The organism is Parashewanella sp. 2210YD4-3 (assembly GCF_056591735.1).
The window spans coordinates 568,493-595,410 of sequence record NZ_JBWQOG010000001.1 but is presented as its reverse complement, the minus strand read 5'-3'; the positions used below and the strand labels follow the sequence as shown (position 1 = coordinate 595,410).

Genomic DNA, 26,918 nt, shown 5'->3' with positions numbered 1-26,918 from the left:
AGCCGTGATAATGAATGATACATTGATTATCTCTTTATCTATTTGAAATTAAGCTGAATGAATTGTGGTTTAAAAAGTGTCAACAAACTTTATAACCAAATAGATAGCAGATTGGTGTTATGTATTTTTTTGTTTGTTGTAATTTTTGCATCTAAATAAAAAAAACAGCAAAGCCCATACAAACTTAATGGCTGTGTTATACGCAACTAACGTTGAGCGGGAGTTGCGTATTCGAATAATCCCTCTACCGCAAAGTGATCGGAAAGATCCCAGTAGCCCCAAAGGGGAACCGTTGTACTTCTCGGTTCAATCACTTTTAAGCCCGATGCAATCGGTGTTAAATGGTCATTGTCATACAGTAAATAGTCGTAATAAGCGTGTTCATCAACGGACCATTTATCGACGTTATGATCATAGGTAAGCGGATAGCCACTGCTCTTGGGATGGGTTGCGTTAAGCAAGGTGAGCATATCTGCATATTGACCATTTTGACTAACCATATTCACATTAAAGTCGCCAGCGATAATGATTGGTTCATTATTCGGGATATGCTGTGATTTTATAAATTGTGCTAACTCTGCAATCTGCTGCATACGGGCTTTAACGTCAGAACTCTTTTCGCTTGACTGAGTGTGAGTATCAAAGATGTGGTACTTTTGTCCTTTCTTAATGATTTCTGTATAGGTTACGCCTTTAGAGGCAAAGCATTGCAGGCCGTTACATGAGTGATAGACCATTGAGTCTTGTTTTAATATTGGGTAACGAGAAAGGATATAGATCCCAGCTTGTAGCAGTTTACCTTGTTTTTTTAGCTTACTCGTTTGATACGGATACTCTGACTTTAATGCATTATGAAGCGCAGTTGTTGGCGCTACATCAAACTGCTCTTCAAATGCCAATACATCATAGTTATGGAAGTAGTTTGGCATTTCATTAAAGCGAGCGGATACTTTTTTTGAACCATAAATGCTGGTTCCCCATAAGTTATAAGTCAAGATTGAGAGTTTGTTTGCTTCAGCAGTAAGCGCTTTGTTTGGCATAGGTGTTACTGAGAAGGTCGCACTTTTTTCAGAGATTTTTACGGCCAGTTCGAAATTTCCATGATCGCCTTTAAGAGTTGTACGACGGATTGCATTTGAACTTGAATAAGGCAATTTCGTATCAGGTGTTTCAATACTTGCTTCAACGTGATTGCCCTTAATAGCAAGACCAACCCAAAATTTCACATTATCAATGACACAATCTTCAGTTGAAGCCCCGTTACTAATACTAAAAAATAACTGTTCTTTTAAAGCTGGAACAGTGCAAACTTGTTGATCGGTATTATTAGCAATATAGGTGTTAAATAACTCGGCGTGTGCGAGTTCGGCATGGAAAATACAGCAATAGATTGATAGTAACCCAATTAGAGTGCTTAATTTAGGTTTCATAGTTTGATGCTCTCATATGAAAGAGAGTTCAATTATGGCGCAGAATGACTGAAAAATTACTGACTGGAGCTAGGGTTACTTTATAGTTAGCTTCGTTATTATGTATCTGGGTCGATAATTCAAAGTCTGCATCTCTGCCCGTGATGGTTATTGTTCTTAATTGAGTGATCGGAGAAACGGGAATGCGTTTTTGTGATGTAGTAATTCCTATGCTTGGTTTCCCTTTATTTATCAATACTATCAGATTTGCTTCAATACCATTGATACTACAGTTTTTACGATAACTACTTCCTTCATTTTTCGGTATTTGACTCAATAGGTTGCGAGTATAAGGTTGGATGCTACATATAGATATTGGTGTTGAATTATTAAAATAGCTAAAAATGCTATCATCGGCACTGACTTGCCCCGCGCATAGTAGCGTTGAAATAATGATTAGCAGCGTTACGCTAAAGGAAGGTATAGATTTCATTATTGGGTACCAAGCTTTTGCTTTGGCACCCAATTATTGCAAAGTGTTCTGAAGTTTGGCTGAACGTGCCTTAGCAAATTAGAGTTTGTCTAAAATTTGCAAGCAACTTGCCTTCGCATCCCCAAATAACATTTGCGTATTGTCTTTAAAGAACAGTGGATTTTGTACACCAGCATAACCTGTGTTCATCGAGCGCTTAAATACGATGACTTGCTCTGCGTTCCATACTTCTAGCACAGGCATGCCTGCAATAGGGCTGTTTGGATCATCCATGGCGGCAGGGTTAACTGTATCGTTAGCACCAATTACCAGTACCACATCGGTATCAGAAAAATCATCGTTGATTTCATCCATTTCCAATACGATGTCATAAGGCACTTTTGCTTCGGCTAATAACACGTTCATATGGCCGGGTAGACGCCCAGCAACAGGATGAATACCAAATCGAACGTTAATGCCTTTATTTCGAAGTTTTTGAGTGATTTCGGCAACAGGGTATTGAGCTTGAGCGACCGCCATGCCGTATCCCGGAGTAATGATGACATTACGAGCATTCTTGAGCATGTCGGCCACTTCATCTGCAAAGACTTCTCTGTGTTCACCTTGCTCTTCATCACTCGATGAAGCTTGCACGTCATTACCAAAACCGCCAGCAATGACAGAGATAAAGGAGCGGTTCATCGCCTTGCACATGATGTATGACAGAATGGCACCTGATGAACCAACCAAGGCTCCGACGATGATCAACAAGTCATTTGATAACATGAAACCAGCCGCTGCCGCTGCCCAGCCCGAGTAAGAGTTCAGCATTGACACGACCACAGGCATATCTGCGCCACCGATTGACGCCACCAAGTGCCAGCCAAATAACCCCGCTAAAATAGACATGATGATCAAAGTCGTCACGCTTTGCTCAATTGTTGCAAAGTGGATGAGCATGGCAAAGCTGACCAACAGGGCCAATAAATTGAGCTTATGGCGATGAGGCAGTGTTAATGCTTTTGAGTTGATGATGCCACGAAGCTTACCAAAAGCGACGATTGAACCTGAAAAGGTCACTGCACCAATGAAAATACCCAAATACACTTCGACGAGATGAATGGTGTACTCAGCCCCAGTCAATACATGAAGCGCTTGGCCTTCCATAGGGTGTAGATCTAAAAAGCTGTTAAAGCCAACAAATACTGCAGCTAAACCTACAAAGCTATGAAGCATAGCCACCAGTTCTGGCATTTGGGTCATCTCCACTTTACGCGCAAGATAAACCCCAATAACGGCACCGACGACCATTGCAGCTATAATCCATTCCAAACCCATAGTATCAGGACGGAAGACGGTGGCTAGCAGTGCAATTGACATCCCTAGAACACCAGAAATATTACCTTGCTTTGCTGTTTCTTGCTTAGACAAACCAGCCAAACTAAAAATAAATAATACCGCTGCAATCAAATACGCGGCTGTAATAATCCCTTCAGACATAATGATCTCCGCTATTGATCTTTTCTGAACATTTTCAACATTCGATGAGTGACGGTAAAGCCACCAAAGATGTTAATGCTGGCAATAAGAATGGCGGCAAAGGCCAATAAGTTGATGACGACTGAGTCATGACCGATTTGAAGTAAAGCACCGACGACAATAATGCCTGAAATGGCATTGGTAACCGACATTAACGGCGTATGTAGCGAATGCGAGACATTCCACACCACGTAATAGCCCACCACACAAGATAATACGAATACAGTAAAGTGCGATAAAAATGCCGCTGGAGCCGTAGCTGCAATGGCGGTAAAGGCAAGCGCACCAAGTCCTGCGAACCAATATTTCATCGAGGAAGGCTTATCTTCTTTAACTTCGGCAGGTTTTACCGCTTCTTGCTTAGGTTGAGCTGGAGCGGCTGATACTGAAATCGGTGGAGGCGGGAACATAATATTTTGTTCATGGCTCACGGTCATATTTCGCGTCACAACATCGTCGAAATCCAACTCAATTTCACCATCTTTTTGTTTGCAAAGCAGCTTCATTAAGTTGACGAGGTTAGTCGCGTACAATTGAGATGATTGAGTAGGCAGACGACCCGCTAAGTCGGTATAACCAATGACAGTGACGCCATTGTCTGTGACAATTTTACGACCAGCGACACTGGGTTCAACATTACCACCCGAGCCTGCGGCTAAATCGACAATCACAGAGCCAGGCTTCATTGAATCCACCATTTCTTGGCTGATTAATTTAGGTGCCGTTTTTCCTGGAATTTGTGCGGTAGTAATAATGATGTCGACGTCTTTGGCTTGGTCAGCAAACAACGCCATTTCAGCTGCAATAAACTCTTCAGACATGACTTTAGCGTAGCCATCAGAGCTACCACCGTCTTCGTCACTAAAGTCTAGTTTTAAGAATTCACCGCCCATGGATTCAATTTGTTCGGCCACCTCAAGGCGAGTATCAAAGGCGCGAACAATCGCTCCCAATGAGCCTGCTGCTCCAATGGCGGCCAGACCTGCTACGCCTGCACCGATAACCAACACTTTAGCGGGGGGCACTTTACCGGCTGCGGTAATTTGACCAGTAAAGAAGCGGCCAAATTCGTGAGCGGCTTCAACAACGGCTCGATAACCACTGATATTGGCCATTGAAGATAATGCATCTAAGGACTGAGCTCGCGAAATACGCGGAACCATATCCATAGCGAGAACGGTAATATTGCGATCAGCCAGTAGTTGGACTAAATCAGGGTGTTGAGCTGGCCAAATAAAGCTGACTAAAACAGTACCCGCTTGGATTCGTTCTATTTCATCGGGTGTTGGCGCATTGACCTTAAAAATCAATGGCGCATGCCAAACCTCTGTAGAGGTGGTGGCACCGGCTTCAATAAAGGCTTGGTCGGTAAAGCTGGAGTCTATTCCAGCATTGTTTTCAACAACAACATCAAAACCTAATTTGATCAACTGCGTGACGCTGTTGGGAGAAGCGGCGACTCTATGTTCACCACCCTGTTCCTTGGGGATTCCAATTAGCATAGTGATTCTCTATATGATGGAAATATTGTTGACTGAAAAGCCATACTCGTGAGCTCGGGAGATACAACTTTTTGAAATCTCACGTGTATCTTAATCAAACCTTAAGGGAGGTTTGAACAAAAAGCAATCAGCAATAAATGTGAACGGAACAATGACGGATTTATTGCAAGCTAGCGAATTAAATTAATGAAATTGCTGAGCTATTCACAAAATATTGGGTTAGTGGTACGAGGTGTAGTCACTTTGCATTGGTGTCAGAAGGCGAGGGAGTTGAAATTGGAGTCACTGATAAAATTGATGCCGTTTGAAAATTATCCAAATATCCTCAAGAAATGCGGTATACTGTCGATGATCTTCAATATGGAGTCTTTAATAATTTCATCTATGTTACGTAGTATCTTTACCATTCTCGTACTAACATTCACTATACCTGCTGTTGCACAAATGCAAGCGGTTGATATCTATTCGGTAAAACAGTTAAGTCAACTGATCCATCAAAATCGATATTTGCAGCAAGTGAAACTTGATGATTGCCAATTAGTTGAAGATATTGAAGCCAGAGCCGAAGTGCTTAAAGAACCCCTGTATCAGTTTTTATGGGGAGAGATGCTGCTGACAGGCACTTGTGTGCAACAAGACAGTCGTAGAGGTATGGCGCAACTCACCGCCAGCGCCAACCAAGGCAGTAATGAGGCGTTATTTCGTTTAGCACGCTACTATGATGAAGGTGAACGCGTCATAGAAAATAATGAAACCGCAGTAAAATATGCATTACCCGCGGCATCTGGCGGATACATACCTGCGCAAATGTTGTTGGTGAAATTACTTAGCGAAGGTTACGGTAGTCCGTTTGATTATGAACACAGTTATCGACTCTTGTATCACAATGTGTTCGATAACCAAGCAAATAAAGTAAAAGCTGAAAAGCTATTGAAACATCTGGCCACTAAAATGCCGGCCAGCATTGTAAAAAGGGCGCAAAAAAGAAGATAAGCGCCAAAAAGGAAAATGAATGACACAAGATCCGCATTTAAAGCGAGAACAAGAAAAATATCAAAACCCTATCCCAAGTCGAGAGTTTATTCTTGACCATTTAACAAAACAAACTGCCCCCATGAGCCGCGAAAAAATCGCTGCGGCACTTAATATTACTGATGAAGAACAGCTTGAAGCATTAAGACGACGACTAAGAGCTATGGAGCGTGACGGCCAATTGGTTTTCACCAGAAACCGTTGTTATGGCTTACCTGAACGTATGGATCTACTTTCAGGAACTGTCCTTGGTCACAAAGATGGCTTTGGCTTCTTTCAGCCTGATGAGGGTGGAGACGATTTATACATTTCAGCCCGTGATATGCAGATGTACTTTCACGGCGATAAAGTATTAGCGCAACCAGCAGCAGAGCATGGTCGAGGCAAAAAAGATGCCCGTATTGTGCGCCTAACCACAGAACGCACAGCGCCTTTCGTTGGTCGCTATTATCTTGATGCCGGCATGGGCTTTTTTGTGGCAGATGATAAACGCATTACTCAAGAAGTCTTGATTGCGGCTGAAGATAAAAATGGAGCTAGAAACGGTGATGTAGTGGTGGTGGAGCTAACTCGCCGCCCGAGTCGATATGTCAAGGCCACCGCAAAAGTCACTGAAATTATCGGCAAAGATAAAGCGCCGGGCATGGAAATTGAAATTGCACTGCGTAATTATGAGCTACCACACCAATGGTCGCCATTAATTGAGAAAAAACTGCGCCGTATTCCCGATGAAGTTACTGAAGCCGAAAAGCAAGGACGAGTAGATTTACGTCACTTGCCGTTAGTGACCATAGACGGTGAAGACGCCCGTGACTTTGATGATGCCGTGTATTGCGAACATAAAAAAAGCGGTGGTTGGCGTTTATGGGTAGCGATTGCTGATGTTAGCCATTATGTAAGAACAGACTCTGCGTTGGATAACGAAGCGCAAGCCCGTGGCACCTCTGTATACTTTCCGTCACAAGTGATCCCTATGCTGCCGGAAAAGCTGTCTAACGGCTTATGCTCACTTAATCCGCAAGTGGATCGTTTGTGTATGGTAGCGGAAATGACCATTTCCGATCGCGGTAACTTATCTGGTTTTAAGTTCTACCCAGCAGTCATGCATTCACATGCCCGCTTCACATACACTGATGTCGCGGCGATGTTAGACGGCGAACGTACAGATCACCCTCAACAAGCGTTATTACCTCACCTTAAATGCTTACAAAGTTTGTATTTAACGTTAGAAGAAAAACGTGCCGAGCGTGGTGCCATTGGCTTTGAAACGGTAGAAACCCAGTTCATTTTTAATGAGCAGCGTAAGATTGAGCGTATTGAGCCAAGGCATCGCAATCAAGCTCATAAGATCATCGAAGAATGCATGATCTTAGCCAACGTAGCCGCAGCAAAGTTTGTGAAAAAGCATGAAGGTGAAGTGCTTTATCGCGTGCACGAAGCACCGTCTGATATGAAGCTCACTAACTTTAAGAGCTTTTTGGCTGAACGTGGGCTCAGCTTAGGTGGTGGAACAGAGCCACAACCCGCTGACTATCAGGCCTTGATGGAGCAAATTACCGACCGCCCTGATGCAGAGTTGATTCAAGTGATGTTGCTACGTTCGATGCGTCAAGCGGTCTACAGTCCAGATAACAATGGGCACTTTGGTTTAGCGTTAGAGCAATACGCGCACTTTACTTCTCCTATTCGACGTTATCCGGATTTGATCTTACATCGAGTGATTCGTTATTTGCTCGCCAAAGAGCAAGGTGATGTTAAAGAAAAATGGACGCCAGAAGGTGGTTACCATTATCAATTAGAGGAGCTGGATAAGCTTGCTGAAAGCTGCTCTATGTGTGAACGCCGAGCGGACGAAGCTACACGTGATGTATCGGACTGGCTCAAATGTGAGTTTATGCAAGATCACGTCGGTGATGTATTTGATGGCGTGATTGCGTCCGTCACTCACTTCGGCATGTTTGTTCGTCTCAAAGATCTGTTTATTGATGGTTTAGTACATGTGTCTACCATTGGTAATGATTATTTCCACTTTGATCATGAACGTCAAAAGCTGGTAGGCGAAAGCACAGGTCAAGTTTATCAACTTGGTGATGAAGTAACGGTACAAGTGGCAAGTGTCAATCTTGATGATCGCATGATCGATCTTGTGATCGACGGAGATGCTCAGTCTAAACGCCGTAAAAGCTCCAGACGTAAACCTTTAACAGCCAGAGAGCGTGTGAATATTGAAGGGGCTAAACGAGGCGATAGTAAAAAATCGAGTTCAAGAGGTAAATCTTCATCGAAACAAAATGGAAAAGATACCAAGTCATCTTCAAAAAATAAAAGTACGAAGCCTTCGAAAGTTTCTCGCAAATCGAGTAAAACCAAAACTAAGCGCAGAGGCTGATTGATTGTAAACAGCCAATTTGTTTTGAAAATAGGTTGGCTGTTTTATTCGTCATTTACACGCCGTAGAGGCCGTTCCCAATTAAAGACTTTTTGATTTGTTACAGCCTAAAATTGGCAAAATCAAGGCACGAAGATTGAAGTTTAGTGAGCTAAATGAATGATGAGTGACGCAGAGTTTGCCAATTTTAGGCGTAACCCGTAGGGCTGCGTTTCTTTTTTGTTTAAACAGCGTTGTCAAATGTTCGTTTAGAATAACTACACTTCACATTTTCCGCCTTATTTAACCTAAAAAATTAACAGCAGCAAATCAAAAATCTAATTGGGAACGGCCTCTAGTAATTAAATTTTTGCTTTCCTTGTACGGTTAGGCTTTTATATGCAGCATTTAGATCTCTATGCTACTTAACTTAAAAAATGCTAGCAAGTCAATGGTTAATTTCAGATTAACTAATTGATATTTATGCGTATTTTGTTGTTCGTTTCAGTGTTGATATTATTGCTCGGTATCAAATACCTAATTGCATGAATAAGCAATATGTGGTTAGTTTATAAAGATAATTTAACTATTCGATATTTGGTTTTGGAGTTATGTTAGGCAGCGATACTTACCGATTACATTCAAGCTATGGTTGCACCTTATACAGAAACGATAGAAACAGAAACCTGTAATTCTGATCAAATGCATCAAACAAACACTGCTACAGTAATATCTTCCCTTCAGGTTAGTAATAATCGCGATAACTGGGTATATCGAGCTGTTAGTTTTGTTTCTCCCAGTACAGCAAATTCTTTAAGGCGGTTTTTTAGCGCTTCGATCTCTTCTATAGAAAATTCAAAAACAAACGACGAATGGATTGTCATACCTCCAAGTGATGATTTGTTACCGACTGCTGTTGGTACAACAAACACAGAAAACAAGCTTGAAGTTAAAACTCCTTCTAATGAAGCATTAAAGGAGCGCTATACAAGTTTGGAAAAGCAAACTAGATCCCTTTATCAAAGTAGCAACATTCAGTTGGGGAATACACCAGATGCTCGCTACCCTCGAGCTGTATTTTCTTGTTTGGAGACTCGAGTCGAACTTCCAAATGAAGAGGGGAGTATGACCAAGGAAAGTCTGCATGCTAATGTGATAAATGTGCCTGAAATGAAAATGGTTATTGCTACTCAATATCCAAAGGAAAATAAAAGAGAAGCATTTTGGAAGATGGTCTCATTATATGATGTTGAAACAATTATTGACTTAACGGATGAAGCACCGAATTGTGTATATTACCCTACGTCCACATTATTTTTTTCAACAGCGGTATATGGGAGGCTTAAAGTTAAAGCCATAGCATATGATGAAAAAATGTTTTTACCGGATAGTAAAACATTTCGATATGTGCTGGAAGATGAATATAGAGGCTCAAGTATTACAAAAGTAATAGACCGATACCATGTTAAAAAATGGGAGGATCATAAGGCATTGGACGTTGCCTATTTTAACAGTTTAGTGGAAAGGCTTTATAGTTATCGAGATAAAGTCGTCGTTATTCATTGTAAAGCTGGCGTTGGTCGGACGGGTACTCTTATTGCTGGAGTGATGTTGAAAGTGAAATTTCAAAAACACGAACTTAACAAAGGGAATTACCTAGATGTGATTGATGATGTTATTCAGTCTTTGAGATGCGACCGAAGCCCAAATATGGTTCAAACATCCTCGCAATATATTTTGCTGGTTAGCATGGTTATAAGTTGGTTCAACAGACCCTGATACAGCTTATTAAACTATTTGTTAACAATTATTAAGTTGTGCTTCCATATTTGTAACATAAACTTTTTGTATAGGTTTATTGAAATGTTATAAATAGGATGTGTTATGGCTGCAAGTACCCCATCAGCTTCATCAGGTGCATTATCCGCTAACAGAACGCTTGATACAGAACTCGAACCCTCAGAAGCTAACTCAGAAGATCAAACATTATTTGAACACGATGTTAATCAATGCAGCGAAAGGGATGAGAACCACGCAGGACTAGTCAAATATCATCGTCAAGATAGTTCACAGTCAGAATTTAAATCTTTACAGCTCCCTTTATCTACAGAAGAAATGGTCGGTGGTGATCTATTTAAAAATTACAAAACAAAGGGAGGAGCCAAAAATTTTGAGCCAACACAGGAAAGAATCGAAGAGCTGTATGAAAACCTCAGTGATGTAACTAGTTATATACTTCGCCAAGCATTTGGTGGACGGGAGCAATTAGAAGTTTGCCTGCCTAATCCTACATTTGCTCGATTCATAGAGATCAGCTGTTCCCTTAATACTCATGTTATATTAAAAAGTGTTGATGGTTTTGATATAAAACAAAATGCGATGCATTCTAACTATGTTGATTTGCTCGATCAACAAAAGCATATTGCAACACAATATCCTATTAATGAAGAAGAAGCTGCACATTTCTGGTTGATGGCTATGCAAAGTAACACCAGTATAATCATCGACTTAACACAAAGTGGGGACAAAGATTGTGTCCCTTATTACCCACTTCCTATAAATGCGAAAGCTAAGGCAACTAAGGAAGAAAGGGAAAAGGCCATTGATTCAAAAGTTGGTTTCTCTTTTGGCGTAAAACCGAAGAATGAGCGTGATGAAATTGACCAATCTTCTAGTAAAGATCACAAAGTTTCTCCTGATCTGACTGTAAAACTTGCTACCGAATCTACGGAATCAAAGGTTAGAAGCACCAGTATATATAGAGTGACATTTAATGGTGAAATTAAGCTAATTAGTCGATTTCATTGCAAAATATGGCGAGATCACGGTACCGTTTCAACTAAAGAATTTGACGAATTAATAAAAGAGTTAGCGAAGTACACAAAACAAAACTTTATCATTCATTGCCGGGCTGGAGTTGGAAGAACGATGACCCTTTGCGCCGGATTGGAGCTTTATCGTAAATTCAAGAACGGTGATATTAACCGTGAAAATTATCAAGAGATTGTTTTCGAAACCGTTATGAAACTGCGTTATCAACGAGGGCCATCAAGCGTTCAGAACAAAGAGCAGTTAAGATTAATAATGGAAACTGTTTATTTGTGGGTTGTTGAAGCAGAAAAGAATAGTCCACCAAATAGAAAAAAAAAGAAGTAGAACTGTGTTGACCGACATAAACACTAGTCGTTACTTCGTTGATCGACATACACATCTGTAGTTACTTTGTTGACCGATATACACATCTATCGTTACTAGGTTTGGTATTCGAGTCAAAAAACACTACAATCGCTGCATTCTTTTTGAGTGCAGCGATTTTTTATGAAAAAGTCTGAAATCATGTACGGTCTTCATGCCGTCGAATCCTTGTTAAAACAATCCCCTGAACGTGTACTTGAGCTTTGGCTGCTACAAGGTCGTGATGATGACCGTTTGCATAAAGTCATCAAGCTGGCACAAAATTTTGGTATTACGCTGCAGCGTGCGTCTCGTAAAGTGTTAGATGACAAAGCGCAATCTCATCAACACCAAGGTATCGTCGTTCGGGTTAAGCCCGCGAAAGCTTTGATTGAAAAAGACCTCGATATCTTGATCGAAAAAACCGAACAGCCTTTTTTATTGATTTTAGACGGTGTTACCGATCCTCATAATTTAGGTGCTTGTTTACGTAATGCCGATGCCGCAGGTGTTCATGGCATTATCATTCCAAAAGATAACTCTGTGTCTATTACTTCTACCGTAAGTAAAGTCGCATGTGGCGCAGCGGAAGTTGTGCCTGTATTTCAGGTGACTAACCTTGCCCGTACTATGCGTCATATTCAGCAACAAGGGGTGTGGATTTTAGGGACAGCGGGTGAAGCGGATAGCGACATTTATCATGCTGACATGAAAGGCGCATTAGCGATTGCCATGGGCGCTGAGGGTAAAGGCTTACGCCGCTTAACTCGTGAAGCCTGCGATAGTTTGATTTCGATTCCTATGGCGGGAACGGTTTCAAGTTTGAATGTGTCGGTGGCGACAGGCATTTGTTTATTTGAAGCAGTCAGGCAAAGACAAACAGCAACTTAATGATATATAAAAAATAAGTATTACACCTCGCTGTTGATTGTTAGTAACTTATTGTAGTCAGCAATAGTCAGTGAGGTGAATATGAGAACTGTAACTCTTAAGCATTCATTGCTCATCATTTTGTTAACCATAACATTTTCTGTTCAATCTCAATCTCAGCCAACACAAGCACCTTCGATTTCAAATCAACTGTCTGCACAGATAACTCAAGGGCTCATTAGCCAATTTCGAAATGACTTATCTCTTGCTCCGATTTATAACCCTTTAAAAACTTATACTTTTAGAGATATCACGGGTATCGATTGGAAAAATAGTCGGCATGACTGGAAACTACCAGATGGGCAAACCTGTTCATCGACTGCCAGTGCTAACGAAGCTTGTGTTGTGTTAACGCTTCCAAAGGACGTGTTAAAGCAGAGGCTTCATATCAGCAATGATAGCGAATTTAAACTGTTATTGAATACAAGACTTTCTCAATCGGTTGACCAAGAAATCAAAGGCATCCCTATATGGCGCATAGCGTTTATTCGAATCAATGATGATACTGTCGAGTTCTATGGTGATAGTAATACAGCCGATGAGTTTTGGTTGCCAGAAGGGATTAGATTTCTTCCGCCATTGATAAATTGATCGTTCATTTCATATTTAGATCGAATATGAAAATAAAGTTTCTTTAAAATTTAATGAATTAAGATTAACTTCAAAATGATTTTAAAGGCATTTAGTATTCCAGTGAATCAAGATCCACAGGAAGTAATGCCATGTATCAGGTGCTTCATGACTTATGTTTTTACTGTGTAGGTCAAACCTTCGCAGAAAGAGTATTACCTGACTCGATAGAAAAAAAACCTTTTCTCAATGTCGCTTCAAGCCATAAGGGGTATGAGGCAACGCAAGTAGCTCCGTTTTCTTCTTTAATACAATTTTCAGGCTCAGAGACAAAAAGTCCTGTCATTTGTCAGCAGCCTACTCAATACGGTAAATTGCCAAGCAGACTAAATGAATACAGCTTAGCTTTGTCAAACTACAAAAGACATACTTTTTTTGGGGATCAACACCTTTGTGTTGGTACCTACGGAGGATGCATAGGGATTCCATGCAAAGCTGGGATGTGTACTTTTCTTGGTATGATATTTTATCCAACGAAAATAGGCGGCCTTACTGGTATAGCTGTTGGCGGGATTGTTTGGGGGAGCGCTATCGTTGGAGGAATAGTACTTGCTGTGGGTATAAGCGTTACGGCTGAAATAATAATGCAAGTTAAGATGAATCATGTTCAGTCACTTGAGGACTTATTTGAATCGTTAAATGAACTTGACCTACAGGGTTTTCCAAATGTTTTGCGCGATAGTGCTTCAAGCTACTCATTACGAGATCCTGTTTTTATTCAAGGTCGACAACAGCCCGTTTCTGCTCGAATGTTGTATGAATGTCTAAGAAAAGGTGAATGTAAACTAGGTGGAATCAAGCTAACACCTGAAAATGTGTTATTACCTGAAAATTATTCAAAAAGTCAGAGGGAAACAGCTGAAAAGCTAAATAGTTGTTTTAACCTACAAGATGCAATCAACTATCTCGTTAAAAATCGAAGTAATGGTAGTTATAGTCAGGAGATCGAAACAGCTAAACGACAGCTTGCTCATTTAGTTTCTTCGTATTCATCCCTGTTAAGCAAGTGATTAGCACTTCAATTGGTGGCCACATATATTAATCTATTGCGCTTTGTGGCTATTTTCTGTAATATCTCGCGCCTAATTCAGTCCAAATAATCCGTTCCTTGCCTCAAACTGGTTTGACTGATCCCAACACGAGGCTAATTAACCGTAAGGAGCAATAAATGCGTCATTACGAAATCGTATTTATGGTTCACCCAGACCAAAGTGAACAAGTTCAAGGTATGATCGAGCGTTACACCGGTGTTATCACCGCTGCAAACGGTACCGTTCACCGCCTAGAAGATTGGGGCCGTCGCCAATTGGCTTACCCAATTCTTGAGCTGCACAAAGCACACTACGTTCTTATGAACGTTGAAGCAAATGCAGAAGCAATTGAAGAACTAGAAACAGCTTTCCGTTTCAACGACGCTGTACTGCGTAGCATGGTAATGCGTACTAAGCATGCTGTGACTGAAGCTTCACCAATGGCTAAAGCTAAAGAAGAACGTGATTCTCGTCGTGCTCCTTCTGCAGACAAGCCAGCAAGTGAAACCAAAGAAAGCGCTGAAGCAGCCGCTGAGTAACTTTTAAGTGACCACTAACCGCTTAAGCCTATCAGGTGAAATTAATCGCTTGAAACGCTTAAAGAGTCCATCAGGCATCCCACATTGGGTTATCTTGTTGGAACATAAATCGCAGCGTTATGAAGCCGATATGCTCCGTAATATTTATCTGCAAATGAAAGTGGTATTAAGTGGCGAGCGTTTTGCGCTCATAGCTGAAAGTTTAGAAGCTGGCATGGAAGTACAAGTCGACGGTTTTATTTCATTACAAACCAGTCGCAATGGTCAACAAAAGACCGTACTTCATGCCGAACAAGTCGAATTGAAAACTTAGGAGACTGTCAATATGGCACGTTATTTCCGTCGTCGTAAGTTCTGTCGTTTCACTTCTGAAGGTGTGACAGAAATTGATTACAAAGATATTGCCACTTTAAAGAACTACATCACTGAAAGCGGCAAGATCGTTCCTAGCCGTATCACTGGTACTAGTGCTAAATATCAACGCCAACTAGCTCGCGCTATCAAGCGTGCTCGTTATCTTTCTCTACTGCCATACACTGATTTACATCAGTAATAGCAGTCAAAAATAGAGGATTTGATAATGTACGTAATTCTACTAGATAAAATTGCTAACCTAGGTAACCTAGGTGACAAAGTATCAGTTAAAGCTGGTTATGCTCGTAACTTCCTTTTACCTCAAGGTAAAGCAGTTGTTGCTAACGAAGAAAACGAAAAATTCTTCGAAGAGCGTCGTCAAGAGCTTGAAGCTAAACTTGCTGGTGAACTAGCAGTAGCTACTGAGCGCGCTGAAAAGCTAGCTGCTCTAGAAGCTGTTGTTATCGCTTCTAAAGCGGGTGAAGAAGGTAAGCTATTCGGTTCTATCGGTACTCGCGATATCGCTGATGCTGTTACTGCAGCTGGTGTTGAACTGGCTAAAGCTGAAGTTCGTCTACCACACGGTGCGCTACGTCACACTGGTGAGTTTGATGTTGACGTTCAACTTCACACTGAAGTTAAAGCAGTAGTTAAAGTTTCAGTTGTTGCTGAAGACTAATAACTCGCTTTAATGTAAAAGCCTCGGCCTTGGTCGGGGTTTTTTTATGCCTGAGATTAACGAAATTTAACTAATAATGAAGAATTAATTTGTTATTTTGTCAAAAATCATTAACTCAGTCGGATGGTTATGACTGCAGAGATCCTCGGCTCAAGTAATGTACAACACCAAGTATTAGCTGAACAGCATCAAGAATTTGTAGAGCTTTTTAAACCCAAAGAAGAGCAATGCTTTAAACAATCAGAAGGTAATCCCGAACAAACGCAGAAAAACCAAGAGTTTCATTCTCATCCTTCAATTGACCCACAAAAAAGTACCGATAGCCTAGAGCGGAAATATGATGTTCAGTTGGCAGAGCAAGTGCAATTTTATGTTGAGACTACTGAAGCTTTGGTTGAATCGCTTGAGAAGTTAATCATTGTTGAGCGCCAACACAAACAAATACCGATACTTAACGAGCAAAGGCAATGGTTAATTGAGAATATATTAAGTAAAAAAATAACCTTAGAAGATCTCTTGATCCAAGACCATAAAAAATTTTGGGATGTGTTTTCGCATGCCGTAGTTGAACTTAGAGATCTTTTGGAAAGCAGGGTAATATCAAATTTAGATCACTCTGTGTTGTCATTGCATCTGGATCATATTAAAGCAATGATTTTATGTGACATTCCTGATTCCTTTAATGGATTTTATAATTTGTCACAAAAAACCAGCATAGTCGGTGAATGGATTAAGTGTCCTCATGGATGTTCACACTATGGATTAACCGAGCCAGTAGAAATTCAACGCTTTTACAAACTATTGGTTCATCTTCACCACGAGTTGGGTATTTTTACGTTTTCTTCTAAATGCTTTGCTGATGAATTGGCAATATTACTGAGCAAGTTTAATTGTCCCGTAGTTGAATTGTGTGCAGGTAAAGGAATGATATCTGCTTCTCTGATTGAAGCTTCAACGTCTTTGCAGTTGACCACAACTGATCGTTGCCTTAGTACAATAAAGCCGTGGCGGAACGTAGAGCTAACTGAGCTTAATGCTTTTACAACCCTATGCAAAGAGGAATTAAAGAATCTCTATCTTGTTTGTAGCCCGCCAGTCCAATGGCTCGATGCTTTAAAGCAATCTAAGGTGAAAAATACCTATCTAATAATCGGGGAACAAATTGAAAAATATTTAGAAGAGAGCAATTCATTACATACTCAAGAAGTGTTTTTATCAGAACTTCCTAAAAACACTCCCAACACCCAAGTTGTTTTAGTGATGAGCAATGTTACCGATGAAGAGTTTCAGACTGTAAAGCGTCTTATACCAGAAGATTGTTTAAAAAGGTGAAACAAAAACTATAAAACTTTGATTTTATAGAATGTTGTGCTGTAAGATTTCTCTAATTTTTAAAACCTTTGTAACAAATTTGTCGTATTATCGTCTCGTTCTGTTTGTATCTGTTTCATCAGAGAGCACGAATAAAAGGTGGTGCTACTAAAAAGTACCAGAAAATAATATTGTCGGACTCGCTATGACCAAAATGCCTGCGTTGTTGTTTTGTTTATTTTTTATGGTTTTCTCAGCCTTATCTCACGCTCATTCTGAGCACGCTTCTCGGCGTATAATGAATGAAAATGATGGCTTAGACACTATGGTTCAAAAAGTCATTTTTGATGGAGACGGCTTCAGCTGGCTGTTAACAGAAAAAGGCTTGTTTAGGGCGATGAATACTGGCATTGAAAAAGTCGGTAGTAGACAACAGGAACACTTTTATAACGAGTTTTTTGTAAATGGCGCCTGTTTAGACGATAAACAAATATTGGTTAGTACGTTATCCGAACTTTTCGTATTTGATGAACGTACGAATCGATTTACCGAACTCAATCAGTTTCCAGCCTTTCAAAGTAAACCGATTAATGGGCTAGCTGGGCTGGTCAAGTATGAGAATCGAAGTTTTCACTTATTAACTCAGCAGGGACGTCTCTATTTTGTTGAAAATTTAGACAAGCCAGCAACCGAAGTTGCGCATCTGCTCACTAATAATGACTTCAAATTTACTGGCCTTGTGCAAATGGATGAGCAGCACTTATTGGCATACAGCGAAAACCAAATTGCGGTAATAGATACAAAAACCTTCAAAGTCACAATTCAGCAATGGTCTGGAAAAGATGCCGTTATTAATCAGATCATTTCAGATAAAAAACAGCATGTATGGTTAGCCGCTAATAATGGTTTATATCAACTGAAGTTTGATGGTACCAAGATCAGTTCTCAACAGCATTTGAAACAAGCCGTATTTTCAGTGGCTTCTGATTCCTATGATGAACTTTGGATTATTACCGAAAAGGGAATGAAAATTTGGTCTTTAACTGAACAGCACCTACATGATGTTGAGCAAGGTGAGCAAGTAGAAAAACTTTTTTCTGACAAAACCAATTTAATTTGGGGTATTGGCAATCATCGTGGCGTTGCTATTTTCAATGAGACTCCAGATTTCATTACCGATGAGATATCTAGAAAGTCCAGCTACATGCTACCGTCTCAGGACATTTGGAATATGTATGGCGATAATGATGAATTATGGATGGCCACCGCCAATTATGTAGTTCACATTAATCGGAAAACCCATCATGTTGAACCCATAATGCTGCCTGAGCTAGCGGCAAATGATACCGTATTTTCTATTCAACCATTTCAAGATAGTCAATTGCTGCTCAACAGTACAGATGGCCTGTTTATTCTACACCCACATACAAAGCACATCACTCGATTTGCGGATTGGGCAGGGACAGATAGCTCGCTAGAGAACAAAACTATCTATGATGTGGTATTTGACTCCAAGAGAAATCGGTATTGGTTTGCCACTTCGTCTGGTTTGTATTTTTGGGATGTTGATTCGCCTCAAATTCTTAAGTCGACCATACTTCCTAGGCTAGCTGATCAAGTTGAATCGGTCAGAAGCTTACATTTGGCACCAGATGGCAAGCTGTGGTTTGCTCGATTTAAACAGTTTGGTTTTATCCAAAACGATGAAGTGACGGAGTTCGATAGTGATTTTTTTGGTCTCAAAGCGATCCCAACCATCAGTGAAATCGTTCAAGTTGATAAAAATACGCTTTGGTTTGGTACCTTTAACCGAGGTGTATTCGAGTATAAAACAAGTGAGACACAGGGTGAGTCATTAAATCAGCGTTGGGGCACTCATTGCGAAGCGGTGTATTTTATTCGTAAGGTCGAAGAAAAGTTTTTCGTCGGCTGTGATGACAAATTGATAGCTAGCAACATGCTAAATGCACAACAAGTGACGGTTCTTGAACAGAGTGACGGTTTGTTGAAAGCTGACTTTAATGAAGGTTCCGCTTTTTATCACCCTGACGCTGGTTTTTATGTCGGTACGACTAAAGGTGTGATGTTACTTGACCCTGATAAGATCAAAAACCGACTGATTAATGACGGTGTTTTTCTAGCGCAAATTACGGCGTATTATCCAGATAGAGAAGAAATCAGACTGAGCCCGACAAAAAATGAAGTGTTTGAACCTGATGTCAGTTTATTGAGTTTGAAGCTTGCCACTCATGATTACCTTGAAGCAAATTTAAATCACATTTCCTATCGGTTTAACAAATTGGGAGTAGAAAGCAAACAAGGGTTTATTCAGCTCTCAAATCATTCTGTGATTAATTTGTCCTCCCTCGCACCAGGGCAATATACCTTAGAGCTATATGGTGATGTAAATGGGATGCAGAACAAAAAACCTTATATTTACTCATTTACCATATTACAAAACTGGTGGCAGTCTCAGCAGTTTAAGACGGTTGTGAGCTTCAGCATCTTTGTGCTGTTAGGTGTATTTTTAATGCGCCATCAAGCGCGAACTCGTAAAACTAAATTATTAAACCAAGAATTACTGGATACACAAGAGCGTTTGCATCAAGCACTGAAGAGCAGTGACTCTTTTTTGTGGGAGTGGGAGCCAAAGAATCTTCAAGTTAAGCTGGGTAACTACAACAAAATTTTTGATAAAGATCAGAACCATTCTATTCGTTCAGTAGATGAACTTAATATACACCCAGACGATAAAGTATTCGTACTTGAACAATGGGAGAGAATGCTTTCAGGCAAGAAAGATTCTTTTGAACTGGAATATCGGCTTCAACACCGTGATGGCAGTTGGCGTTGGATTCGAAGTAAGGGGCGACCAACTAAAGCAAATATTGAAGACGGAACGATTAACACCGTTTCTGGTATTTCGACCGATATCACCAGTACTCGAAACCTTGAAAATAAATTAAGTATGATTGGAGAGTCTTTCGAAAATACTTCTGAAGGAATTTTGATTTTTGACTCCGAACAACAAGTTATTCTTTCTAATAAATCGGCACAGTCCATCATTGGTGTTGAAGAAAAGGCGTTAATACATCGTAGTTTTTGCGATTTACTAGCAAAAGAACGAGAAGAATACTGTATGGATGCATTGCTTGAAGACAATCCATACTGGCATGGTGAACTTGCCTTTATTACCGATGGCAATCCATCATGTCCTGTTTGGGTGAACTTGTCAGCAATGCAGTCTCGAATGCAAACAGAAGCGCATTATGTGGCTGTGTTCTCCGACATTACCGAGCGCAAACGCACTGAGGCAGAGCTTATTCAACTGGCTAACTTTGATGGTTTAACGGGATTACCCAACCGCACCCAATTTAATCGTGAATTAGCCCAAGCCATCCATGAAGCACAGCAAGAAAATCAGCAGTTAGCCCTGATGTTTTTAGATCTAGATCGATTTAAAGATATTAACGACACTTACGGCCACAGCATGGGAGATGCGGTGCTGATGGAAGCTTCGAAACGGTTAATCGACTCCATTGATGAAAATACGGTTTTGTGTCGCTTTGGTGGTGATGAGTTCGTTGTTTTGATTAAGCAAGTAACGGATATCACGCAACTTGATCATTTGGCTGGGATTATCTTAAAACAAATCGAAACGCCATTTATCATCAATAATCGTGAGTTTTATATTAGTACCAGTATTGGTATCAGTTTATTCCCAGATCATGCGATAACGGCCGAAGGACTCATTAAGAATGCTGATTTATCCATGTATCATGCAAAAGACGAAGGACGAGGTAATCATCAGTATTATTCTTTAGCACGATATCAGGAAAATCAGTACCAGTTACAGTTAGAGCATGATCTTCGTTATGCTTTTAAAAAACATGAGTTTGAATTAAATTTTCAGCCCCAAATTAGTGTTCTAGATGACGATCAAATGGTTGGTATGGAGGCTTTATTGAGATGGAATCACAGTCAAAAGGGCTATATTCCTCCCGATATTTTCATACCTATTGCTGAAAAATGCGGCTTGATTGTTGATATCGACCGGTGGGTATTGTTTGCATCACTGAGGCAGTTAGCCAAGTGGCAGCAAAAGTATAAACGTACATTTAGGCTTTCCATTAATGTATCAGCTGCGCATTTCAGGCAGCCTGATTATGTTGCAACGGTTAAGTCAGCTATCGAACAAACTGGGGTTTCGCCAGATAGTGTTGGTTTAGAAATTACCGAAGGTGTGTTGATGAATGAGCTGGATATAGCTCAATCGCATTTGTCAGAGCTACATGCCATGGGAGTTGAAGTGGCCATTGATGATTTTGGAACAGGATATTCATCTCTAGCTTATCTTCGAAACTTTAAAGTGAATACCTTAAAGATCGATCGTAAATTTATCATTGATATTGCCCACAATCGTGCTGACCAAGCTATTGTTAACAGTATTGTCGAATTAGCGCGTAACTTGAAGTTAAAAGTGGTGGCAGAAGGTATTGAAACCTACGAACAGCTTGAGCACCTAATTGGGCGTGGTTGTTACCTTATGCAGGGATACTACTTTTCTAGGCCTCTTAATATTAAAGGTATCGAACAATACCTTGAACATGCCGACGAACTAGAAAGAGAAATCTAATTAATGAAAAAAACACTGATAATAGGTCTATTGCTTACCATTAGTCTTATGGCTCAGTCTGTTTCTGCCCGTCCTAAAATTGGATTAGTTCTCAGTGGTGGCGGAGCGAAAGGTGCAGCCCACATTGGTGTTTTAAAAGTTTTAGAAGAAAACCACATTCCTGTTGATTATATTGCAGGAACCAGTATCGGTGCTTACGTTGGTGGCATGTATGCTCTTGGTTACAGTGCCGATGAAATAAAAAAAATCATGCTGTCTACCAAATGGGATAAGGGATATTCGGACATTATTCCTCGTAAGGATCTAAGTTACAGAGATAAAGAAAATCGAGATAAATTCAATGTTCCGGTGTTTTTAGGCTACAGCGATGACAAATTAAAATCTCCAGCCGGTATATTGCTAGGGCAAACCATGTCAGAGTTATTGCGTAACTCAACAGGCCTAGTACATAAGTTTGACAGCTTTGATCAATTAGCGATCCCATATCGTGCTGTAGCGACTGATTTGATCACAAGTCATGCTGTAGTGATTGATAAAGGCAGCTTGGTATTTGCGATGCAAGCTTCAGCAACCGTTCCTGGTGCATTGCAGCCTCTTTCCTATGGTGACAAGTTATTGGTTGATGGCGGTATTTCCAACAATATGCCGGTTGATGTGGTAAAAGCGATGGGAGCGGACATTGTTATTGCAGTTGATATAGGCTCGTCATTAGCAAAGAAATCAAAGCTTAATGATGCGGTAGCCGTATTAAACCAACTATCGACGATGATGACCAATGCCAGTACTCAAAAACAAATCGCTCTATTGAACAAGAAAGACATACTGATCCGCCCTAAGGTTGGTTCATTAAGTACAACAGATTTCAGTATCTTACCCAAGGTGTATCAGTTGGGTGAAGCCGCAGCCAAAACACAGCTGTCGAAGCTCAAGCGCTTGTCTATACCAAATAGTCAATATGCCAGTTACCAAGCTCATAAAGCTCAAATAAAACAAGATATAGCCTCGCCATTAACCCAGCCAATTTACAAGATAGTATTAAATAATGACTCACAAACTAGCGCGAATATCATTTTAAACGCTTTTGACATTCGTGAGGGGAAACCTGTTACTAAGCAGCAGTTGCAAAATGCCATTAAACGGGTGTATGCACTGAACAAGTTTGAAAAGGTTATTACTGAGTTTTCCGATACAGAGCAAGGTCGAATACTGACTCTAACAACAAAAGCGAAATCCTGGGGGCCGAATTATTTTCAGTTTGGGTTGAACTGGGAGGATGATTTAGAGATTGGCTCATATGTCAGTGTTGATTTGGCTTATACCTTAACGGATATCACAGATAACGGTGGGGAATGGCGCAATGAATTAAAAGTGGGAGATAACAAACGATTTTTGACCGAGTTTTATCAACCTATCGATGGCTCACACAACCTTTACTTCAGAAGCCGCTATACCTTTACGAAAAAGAAACAAGGTGTGTTTGATAACAATAAATTGGCGCTTGATGTTTCCCGTCGCACCCATGACGTGGAGTCAGGAATTGGTGTAACCCTTGGCCATGATGGATTCGCTGAACTAGGAATGAGAGCTTTATATGGGCGTATCTCTAGCAATGCAGTTTTGAAATCAAGCTTTGATATAAGAGGCTATGGCGGCTATTTTAGCCTAGGTTATGATGATTTAGACAGTATCAGTTTTCCAACCGAGGGAGATAGGCTGACTCTAGGGGTAGAATTTGGTCGTAATGATGTTACTCGTCAGGATGAAAATTTCTCTTCAGACTTTAATTTACATTATCAACTGAACTGGAAAGGCGCGATAAATGTTGGTAATCATATTTTTGTCGGTAAGTTGGATTTAGAAAGTGCCAATAACACTAAAGGAGAATTGGTAGCAGAGCCTGCTGAACTAGGTGGTTTTTTGAATCTCTCTGGTTATCATCGTGATGCGTTACTTGGAAACCATAAAGCATTCGCTGCATTGATGTATCAATATGATTTAGGCAGAGGTGTGCTCGGGTTAAACTCTTTCCCACTCTATTTGGGCACTAGTTTTGAAGCTGGTAATGTGTGGTTGAATCGCAGTGACGTCTCATTTAGCGATTTGATCTATGGCGGCAGTGTATTCTTGGGGACACAAACGCAATTCGGCCCAGCTGCGTTAGGTTTTGGTTATGCTGATGGTGGTAATTCAACGGTCTATTTCTTTTTAGGCAAGACGTTTTAAATTGAGAGCTCATTATAGCTATATCAGTGTGTCGTGATGTAGGCGAGTGACTTAACGTTCCCATAAATGAAGGCGAGTTCTTCGGGTGTTAAACCTGAAGTACTTTTAATATTGTTACTTGCCCCTTTCTCAAGCAACAGTTTAACTATTTTATGGTGTCCATGTTTGGCGGCTAGATGAAGCGGAGTGAACCCTGTGCTGTCTTTGAGAGTTAGGTTAGGGTTATCAGTGAGTAACTTCTTAACAATCTCGATATTGCCGTCCTCAACAGCAAGGTGCAATGCACTTTTCCCTTTTGAATTTTGTATATGACTATCAGCCCCCAATTCCATTAAATAATCAACTACCTTTAGTCGACCATATTTAGCGGCAAGTATTAATGCTGTTGAACCGTCATCGCGTTGTTGATTAATGTTTAACTCTTGTCGCTGTGCGAGCATCAGCCTCATAATGCCAGTGTGGCCATTCCTAGCCGCAAGTGTAAACGCTGTGCAGCCATGACTATCCTGTAGGGTAAAATCTTGTTGCTTCGAGAGTAAAAGGTGAGCAATACCAACATGACCTCGCTCTAAGGCTAGCATTAATGCAGTATATTTTTGCGTGCTTTGAATGTCCAAATTTGGTTTTTGTCTCAATAAGAGGTTAACGGCTTCTATCTGACCATATCTCGCAGCTACCATTATCGCTGTCATGCCCTTTTGATTTTGCACATTGAGATCAGGATGTTTTGACAGTAAAAGTTGTACGATTTCTATATTTCCATGAAAAGCCGCAAGCATTAACGCTGTGTAGCCATCATTTTTTTGTGAGTTAAGCAGCTCAGGTTCTTTCTCTAAAATAAGCCGTGTAATCTCAGTTGTGGAATACACTGATGCAATCAAGAGAGGAGACCAACCATGATTATTTGTTAAGTGAAGGTTAGGCTGGCATTCAAGAATATGCCGAGTAACCTCAGGAGTAGAGTATTTCAAAGCAATCATAGTGGCACACCAACCATCTTTTCCTTGTATATCAATATCAGCATTGTGTGCAAGGAGTAATTTGACGGCTTCAGTGCGCTTGTTTCCCACGGCTATAATAAGTGGTGTCTCCTCATCTTGGCACTGCTTATTTATACCCGCACCAAACTTTAAGAGTTCGGCTATTGCTTGAATATCACCATCTCTTGAAGCCAACATTAAAGGTGTTTTACCTGCTTTGTCAGTTATATCAACGTTCGCACCATGTTTAAGGAGTACAGTAATGGCTTCATGGTGTTTATGAGTAGTGGCAAGTTTAAGTGGTGAGTCCCCTTGTTTATTGGTAATGTTGAGGTTCACTCCTTGCGTAATAGCGCGCTCAATGGCTGCAAGGTTACCTTGTTTGCAACCACGCAATAAAAGCTCCCGTTGTCGATTCATTTTCTGTTCAAGCTGCCTAGCTCGTTGAGCTAAACACAAGGGGCTATTTTTGTGGTGAAATGGGAGTCTAGATGCAAGGCTATCGGGGATAATTTTTACCACCCATAGTATGAATCTTTGGGCATTTGATGGATTGGCAGGCTTGCTTTTTTGTTCCATGAATGAGGCATGTTTAACGCTAAACTCCCCAGTGCTGCTCTCTGATACTTCAAATTTACGGCCATTTTGAATAAGCATTTTTGGCTTTTCATAAGCGCATAGCTCAGATAAAAAACGCGTGTCCAGCTGCGCAGAAGTTGAAGGAACAGCCATTGGAAATGCCAGTTTGCAAAGTATTTCGTTTAACTCTCTCAAATCCAAAAAGTTTAGTGAAATACTTTGTGGTGATATTTTATACTAATTTATGTTTTATTTTACCTGATTTAATTTCATTAACTTCCACGATAACGAACAAAACGATTTTGACATACGCCATTATTGAAATGTGTTGATTCAACACATCGAAATTCTAGGGGATGAGCCAGTTCTGCGAAAAGTGGAATACCGCCACCTAATAAAATCGGAATGGTGGTAATTAGCATTTCGTCGATTAAATCTTGTTTTAAAAATTGCTGAATGGTGATGCCGCCATCAATATAAAGATCTTCATACCCTCTAAGTTTTAGCTGCTTGATGACCTCTGATAGATCCCCTTTGATCAACTGGATTTTATCTTCATAGCCTTTAGGTACTTGATCTAAAGTATTGCTAAGAACAAAGACGGGTTTGTTATACGGCCAATCGCAGTCAAAACTCAACACCAGATCCATGGTATTTCGCCCCATTATCAGTGCATCTACTCTTTCCATATGTGCATCAAACCCCATATCTAAATTATTAGGGTTTGGAACAGTATGAAGCCAATCTACACTGTGATTTTTATCTGCAATGTAACCATCAAGACTAGTCGCAATAAAGACAATATTAGCCATGGAAAACCTACTTATTCGAAGCATTGAATCTGAAAGACTGCCATATTCAACGAGGTAATGCCAAAAGTAAATCTATGTAAAGAACAAATACATCAGCGGCAAAACCCATTGAGGTTAACAAAAAACAACAAAATGGTGGTGCCTTTTCCATTATGCATTTCCGAAAAAATTATCTTGGACTGTTTTTTTACGTTATCAGCCTGTGGTGGCAGAAGTAGTGACACTTCTAACGATAATAATCTCTCTGATCCTCCCATTCAAAATCAACCTAAATAACCTCAGCTCTGTATAACGAAATCAATAACTTTATGATTTACAATGCAAACCTTAAATTTTTATCTACAGTGCTGCTAATTTTGTGTAGTTCAAGGCAGAACAGTTCGTAATAGTCAGTACCGACATACAAAGCTGTCGTTACTGCGTTTCTATATACGGGCTGTTCTAACACAGAAATACGCATAAGTAGTTGTGCTGTAGAGGTTGGCTTATGCAGAGCTGAGGTTAAATATCAAGTTTCGTCTGATTTTGATTTTCACAGTTTATCAGTGGCGCAATTTGAGCCCGATAAAGGAGATGGCAAAGCTTATGGTTTGATGAATATAACCAAATTAAGGTTGAACAAGTCGTCGCTGACAGTGGACGATTAACTTTGGAGGAAGGGAAACGCAGGGGCGATGGTGAGCTTAATTTACATCGACAGATCATAGTGCCGTTTATG

The 26,918-nt window shown here is 40.4% G+C and carries 20 protein-coding genes; 14 read left to right on the top strand and 6 right to left on the bottom strand.

Going from position 1 to position 26,918, the window contains the following annotated elements:
* Window positions 1–206: 206 nt before the first annotated feature.
* The 4 genes from AC1EU0_RS02530 to AC1EU0_RS02515 all read right to left on the bottom strand — a co-directional run bounded on the left by AC1EU0_RS02530 (window position 207) and on the right by AC1EU0_RS02515 (window position 4,922).
* On the bottom strand, window positions 207–1,430 hold the full coding sequence (locus tag AC1EU0_RS02530) for a sphingomyelin phosphodiesterase (RefSeq protein WP_480300354.1): 1,224 nt from the start codon (window positions 1,428–1,430) through the stop codon (window positions 207–209).
* Window positions 1,431–1,458: 28 nt separating this feature from the next.
* A complete protein-coding gene (locus AC1EU0_RS02525; protein WP_480300353.1) occupies window positions 1,459–1,902 on the bottom strand; it encodes a hypothetical protein in 444 nt (147 codons plus the stop codon).
* 78 nt (window positions 1,903–1,980) lie between these two features.
* Window positions 1,981–3,381: a Re/Si-specific NAD(P)(+) transhydrogenase subunit beta gene (gene pntB / locus AC1EU0_RS02520; protein ID WP_480300352.1), complete on the bottom strand. Its 1,401-nt coding sequence runs from the start codon at window positions 3,379–3,381 to the stop codon at window positions 1,981–1,983.
* Between the two features lie 11 nt (window positions 3,382–3,392).
* Window positions 3,393–4,922, bottom strand: a complete 1,530-nt coding sequence (locus tag AC1EU0_RS02515; RefSeq protein ID WP_480300351.1) for a Re/Si-specific NAD(P)(+) transhydrogenase subunit alpha — start codon at window positions 4,920–4,922, stop codon at window positions 3,393–3,395.
* Between the two features lie 384 nt (window positions 4,923–5,306).
* Here AC1EU0_RS02515 and AC1EU0_RS02510 point away from each other — a divergent pair, with 384 nt between their 5' ends.
* The 14 genes from AC1EU0_RS02510 to AC1EU0_RS02445 all read left to right on the top strand — a co-directional run bounded on the left by AC1EU0_RS02510 (window position 5,307) and on the right by AC1EU0_RS02445 (window position 23,829).
* Complete coding sequence (locus AC1EU0_RS02510; RefSeq protein WP_480300507.1) at window positions 5,307–5,915, top strand: tetratricopeptide repeat protein; 609 nt, start codon at window positions 5,307–5,309, stop codon at window positions 5,913–5,915.
* A gap of 19 nt (window positions 5,916–5,934) precedes the next feature.
* Window positions 5,935–8,343: a ribonuclease R gene (gene rnr, locus AC1EU0_RS02505; protein ID WP_480300350.1), complete on the top strand. Its 2,409-nt coding sequence runs from the start codon at window positions 5,935–5,937 to the stop codon at window positions 8,341–8,343.
* Between the two features lie 627 nt (window positions 8,344–8,970).
* A complete protein-coding gene (locus AC1EU0_RS02500) occupies window positions 8,971–10,101 on the top strand; it encodes a tyrosine-protein phosphatase (protein ID WP_480300349.1) in 1,131 nt (376 codons plus the stop codon).
* Window positions 10,102–10,206: 105 nt separating this feature from the next.
* Window positions 10,207–11,478 carry a protein-tyrosine phosphatase family protein gene (locus AC1EU0_RS02495; protein WP_480300348.1) on the top strand — a complete coding sequence of 424 codons (1,272 nt, stop codon included), beginning with the start codon at window positions 10,207–10,209 and terminating at the stop codon, window positions 11,476–11,478.
* 162 nt (window positions 11,479–11,640) lie between these two features.
* Window positions 11,641–12,387: a 23S rRNA (guanosine(2251)-2'-O)-methyltransferase RlmB gene (gene rlmB, locus AC1EU0_RS02490; protein WP_480300347.1), complete on the top strand. Its 747-nt coding sequence runs from the start codon at window positions 11,641–11,643 to the stop codon at window positions 12,385–12,387.
* Between the two features lie 81 nt (window positions 12,388–12,468).
* Window positions 12,469–13,017: a hypothetical protein gene (locus AC1EU0_RS02485; RefSeq protein ID WP_480300346.1), complete on the top strand. Its 549-nt coding sequence runs from the start codon at window positions 12,469–12,471 to the stop codon at window positions 13,015–13,017.
* 131 nt (window positions 13,018–13,148) lie between these two features.
* Complete coding sequence (locus AC1EU0_RS02480; RefSeq protein WP_480300345.1) at window positions 13,149–14,066, top strand: hypothetical protein; 918 nt, start codon at window positions 13,149–13,151, stop codon at window positions 14,064–14,066.
* A 158-nt stretch (window positions 14,067–14,224) separates the two neighbouring features.
* Window positions 14,225–14,626 carry a 30S ribosomal protein S6 gene (rpsF, locus tag AC1EU0_RS02475; protein WP_480300344.1) on the top strand — a complete coding sequence of 134 codons (402 nt, stop codon included), beginning with the start codon at window positions 14,225–14,227 and terminating at the stop codon, window positions 14,624–14,626.
* Between the two features lie 7 nt (window positions 14,627–14,633).
* Complete coding sequence (gene priB / locus AC1EU0_RS02470) at window positions 14,634–14,939, top strand: primosomal replication protein N (protein WP_480300343.1); 306 nt, start codon at window positions 14,634–14,636, stop codon at window positions 14,937–14,939.
* A 12-nt stretch (window positions 14,940–14,951) separates the two neighbouring features.
* Window positions 14,952–15,179, top strand: coding sequence for a 30S ribosomal protein S18 (gene rpsR / locus AC1EU0_RS02465; protein ID WP_480300342.1), 228 nt, complete (start codon window positions 14,952–14,954; stop codon window positions 15,177–15,179).
* A gap of 27 nt (window positions 15,180–15,206) precedes the next feature.
* Window positions 15,207–15,659, top strand: coding sequence for a 50S ribosomal protein L9 (gene rplI / locus AC1EU0_RS02460; RefSeq protein WP_480300341.1), 453 nt, complete (start codon window positions 15,207–15,209; stop codon window positions 15,657–15,659).
* A 129-nt stretch (window positions 15,660–15,788) separates the two neighbouring features.
* The gene (locus tag AC1EU0_RS02455) at window positions 15,789–16,991 is read left to right on the top strand and encodes a hypothetical protein (RefSeq protein ID WP_480300340.1); all 1,203 of its coding nucleotides are present in this window, start codon (window positions 15,789–15,791) and stop codon (window positions 16,989–16,991) included.
* 184 nt (window positions 16,992–17,175) lie between these two features.
* Entirely contained in the window at window positions 17,176–21,606 is a 4,431-nt protein-coding gene (locus tag AC1EU0_RS02450; protein WP_480300339.1) for an EAL domain-containing protein, read from the top strand.
* A 3-nt stretch (window positions 21,607–21,609) separates the two neighbouring features.
* Window positions 21,610–23,829: a patatin-like phospholipase family protein gene (locus tag AC1EU0_RS02445; protein ID WP_480300338.1), complete on the top strand. Its 2,220-nt coding sequence runs from the start codon at window positions 21,610–21,612 to the stop codon at window positions 23,827–23,829.
* 23 nt (window positions 23,830–23,852) lie between these two features.
* Here AC1EU0_RS02445 and AC1EU0_RS02440 read toward each other — a convergent pair whose 3' ends face one another.
* Window positions 23,853–25,541 carry an ankyrin repeat domain-containing protein gene (locus AC1EU0_RS02440; protein WP_480300337.1) on the bottom strand — a complete coding sequence of 563 codons (1,689 nt, stop codon included), beginning with the start codon at window positions 25,539–25,541 and terminating at the stop codon, window positions 23,853–23,855.
* Window positions 25,542–25,660: 119 nt separating this feature from the next.
* Complete coding sequence (locus AC1EU0_RS02435) at window positions 25,661–26,200, bottom strand: dihydrofolate reductase family protein (protein WP_480300336.1); 540 nt, start codon at window positions 26,198–26,200, stop codon at window positions 25,661–25,663.
* Window positions 26,201–26,918: the final 718 nt, after the last annotated feature.

Excerpts from the sequence above, each read along its gene's own strand:
- AC1EU0_RS02515 (WP_480300351.1), bottom strand. The coding sequence starts at position 4,922 with ATGCTAATTGGAATCCCCAAGGAACAGGGTGGTGAACATAGAGTCGCC.
- AC1EU0_RS02445 (WP_480300338.1), top strand. The coding sequence starts at position 21,610 with ATGAAAAAAACACTGATAATAGGTCTATTGCTTACCATTAGTCTTATG.
- AC1EU0_RS02495 (WP_480300348.1), top strand. The coding sequence starts at position 10,207 with ATGGCTGCAAGTACCCCATCAGCTTCATCAGGTGCATTATCCGCTAAC.
- AC1EU0_RS02485 (WP_480300346.1), top strand. The coding sequence starts at position 12,469 with ATGAGAACTGTAACTCTTAAGCATTCATTGCTCATCATTTTGTTAACC.
- pntB (WP_480300352.1), bottom strand. The coding sequence starts at position 3,381 with ATGTCTGAAGGGATTATTACAGCCGCGTATTTGATTGCAGCGGTATTA.
- rpsR (WP_480300342.1), top strand. The coding sequence starts at position 14,952 with ATGGCACGTTATTTCCGTCGTCGTAAGTTCTGTCGTTTCACTTCTGAA.
- rlmB (WP_480300347.1), top strand. The coding sequence starts at position 11,641 with ATGAAAAAGTCTGAAATCATGTACGGTCTTCATGCCGTCGAATCCTTG.
- AC1EU0_RS02455 (WP_480300340.1), top strand. The coding sequence starts at position 15,789 with ATGACTGCAGAGATCCTCGGCTCAAGTAATGTACAACACCAAGTATTA.
- AC1EU0_RS02530 (WP_480300354.1), bottom strand. The coding sequence starts at position 1,430 with ATGAAACCTAAATTAAGCACTCTAATTGGGTTACTATCAATCTATTGC.
- rpsF (WP_480300344.1), top strand. The coding sequence starts at position 14,225 with ATGCGTCATTACGAAATCGTATTTATGGTTCACCCAGACCAAAGTGAA.
- AC1EU0_RS02435 (WP_480300336.1), bottom strand. The coding sequence starts at position 26,200 with ATGGCTAATATTGTCTTTATTGCGACTAGTCTTGATGGTTACATTGCA.
- AC1EU0_RS02525 (WP_480300353.1), bottom strand. The coding sequence starts at position 1,902 with ATGAAATCTATACCTTCCTTTAGCGTAACGCTGCTAATCATTATTTCA.
- rplI (WP_480300341.1), top strand. The coding sequence starts at position 15,207 with ATGTACGTAATTCTACTAGATAAAATTGCTAACCTAGGTAACCTAGGT.
- AC1EU0_RS02480 (WP_480300345.1), top strand. The coding sequence starts at position 13,149 with ATGTATCAGGTGCTTCATGACTTATGTTTTTACTGTGTAGGTCAAACC.
- rnr (WP_480300350.1), top strand. The coding sequence starts at position 5,935 with ATGACACAAGATCCGCATTTAAAGCGAGAACAAGAAAAATATCAAAAC.
- AC1EU0_RS02510 (WP_480300507.1), top strand. The coding sequence starts at position 5,307 with ATGTTACGTAGTATCTTTACCATTCTCGTACTAACATTCACTATACCT.
- AC1EU0_RS02450 (WP_480300339.1), top strand. The coding sequence starts at position 17,176 with ATGACCAAAATGCCTGCGTTGTTGTTTTGTTTATTTTTTATGGTTTTC.
- AC1EU0_RS02500 (WP_480300349.1), top strand. The coding sequence starts at position 8,971 with ATGGTTGCACCTTATACAGAAACGATAGAAACAGAAACCTGTAATTCT.
- AC1EU0_RS02440 (WP_480300337.1), bottom strand. The coding sequence starts at position 25,541 with ATGGCTGTTCCTTCAACTTCTGCGCAGCTGGACACGCGTTTTTTATCT.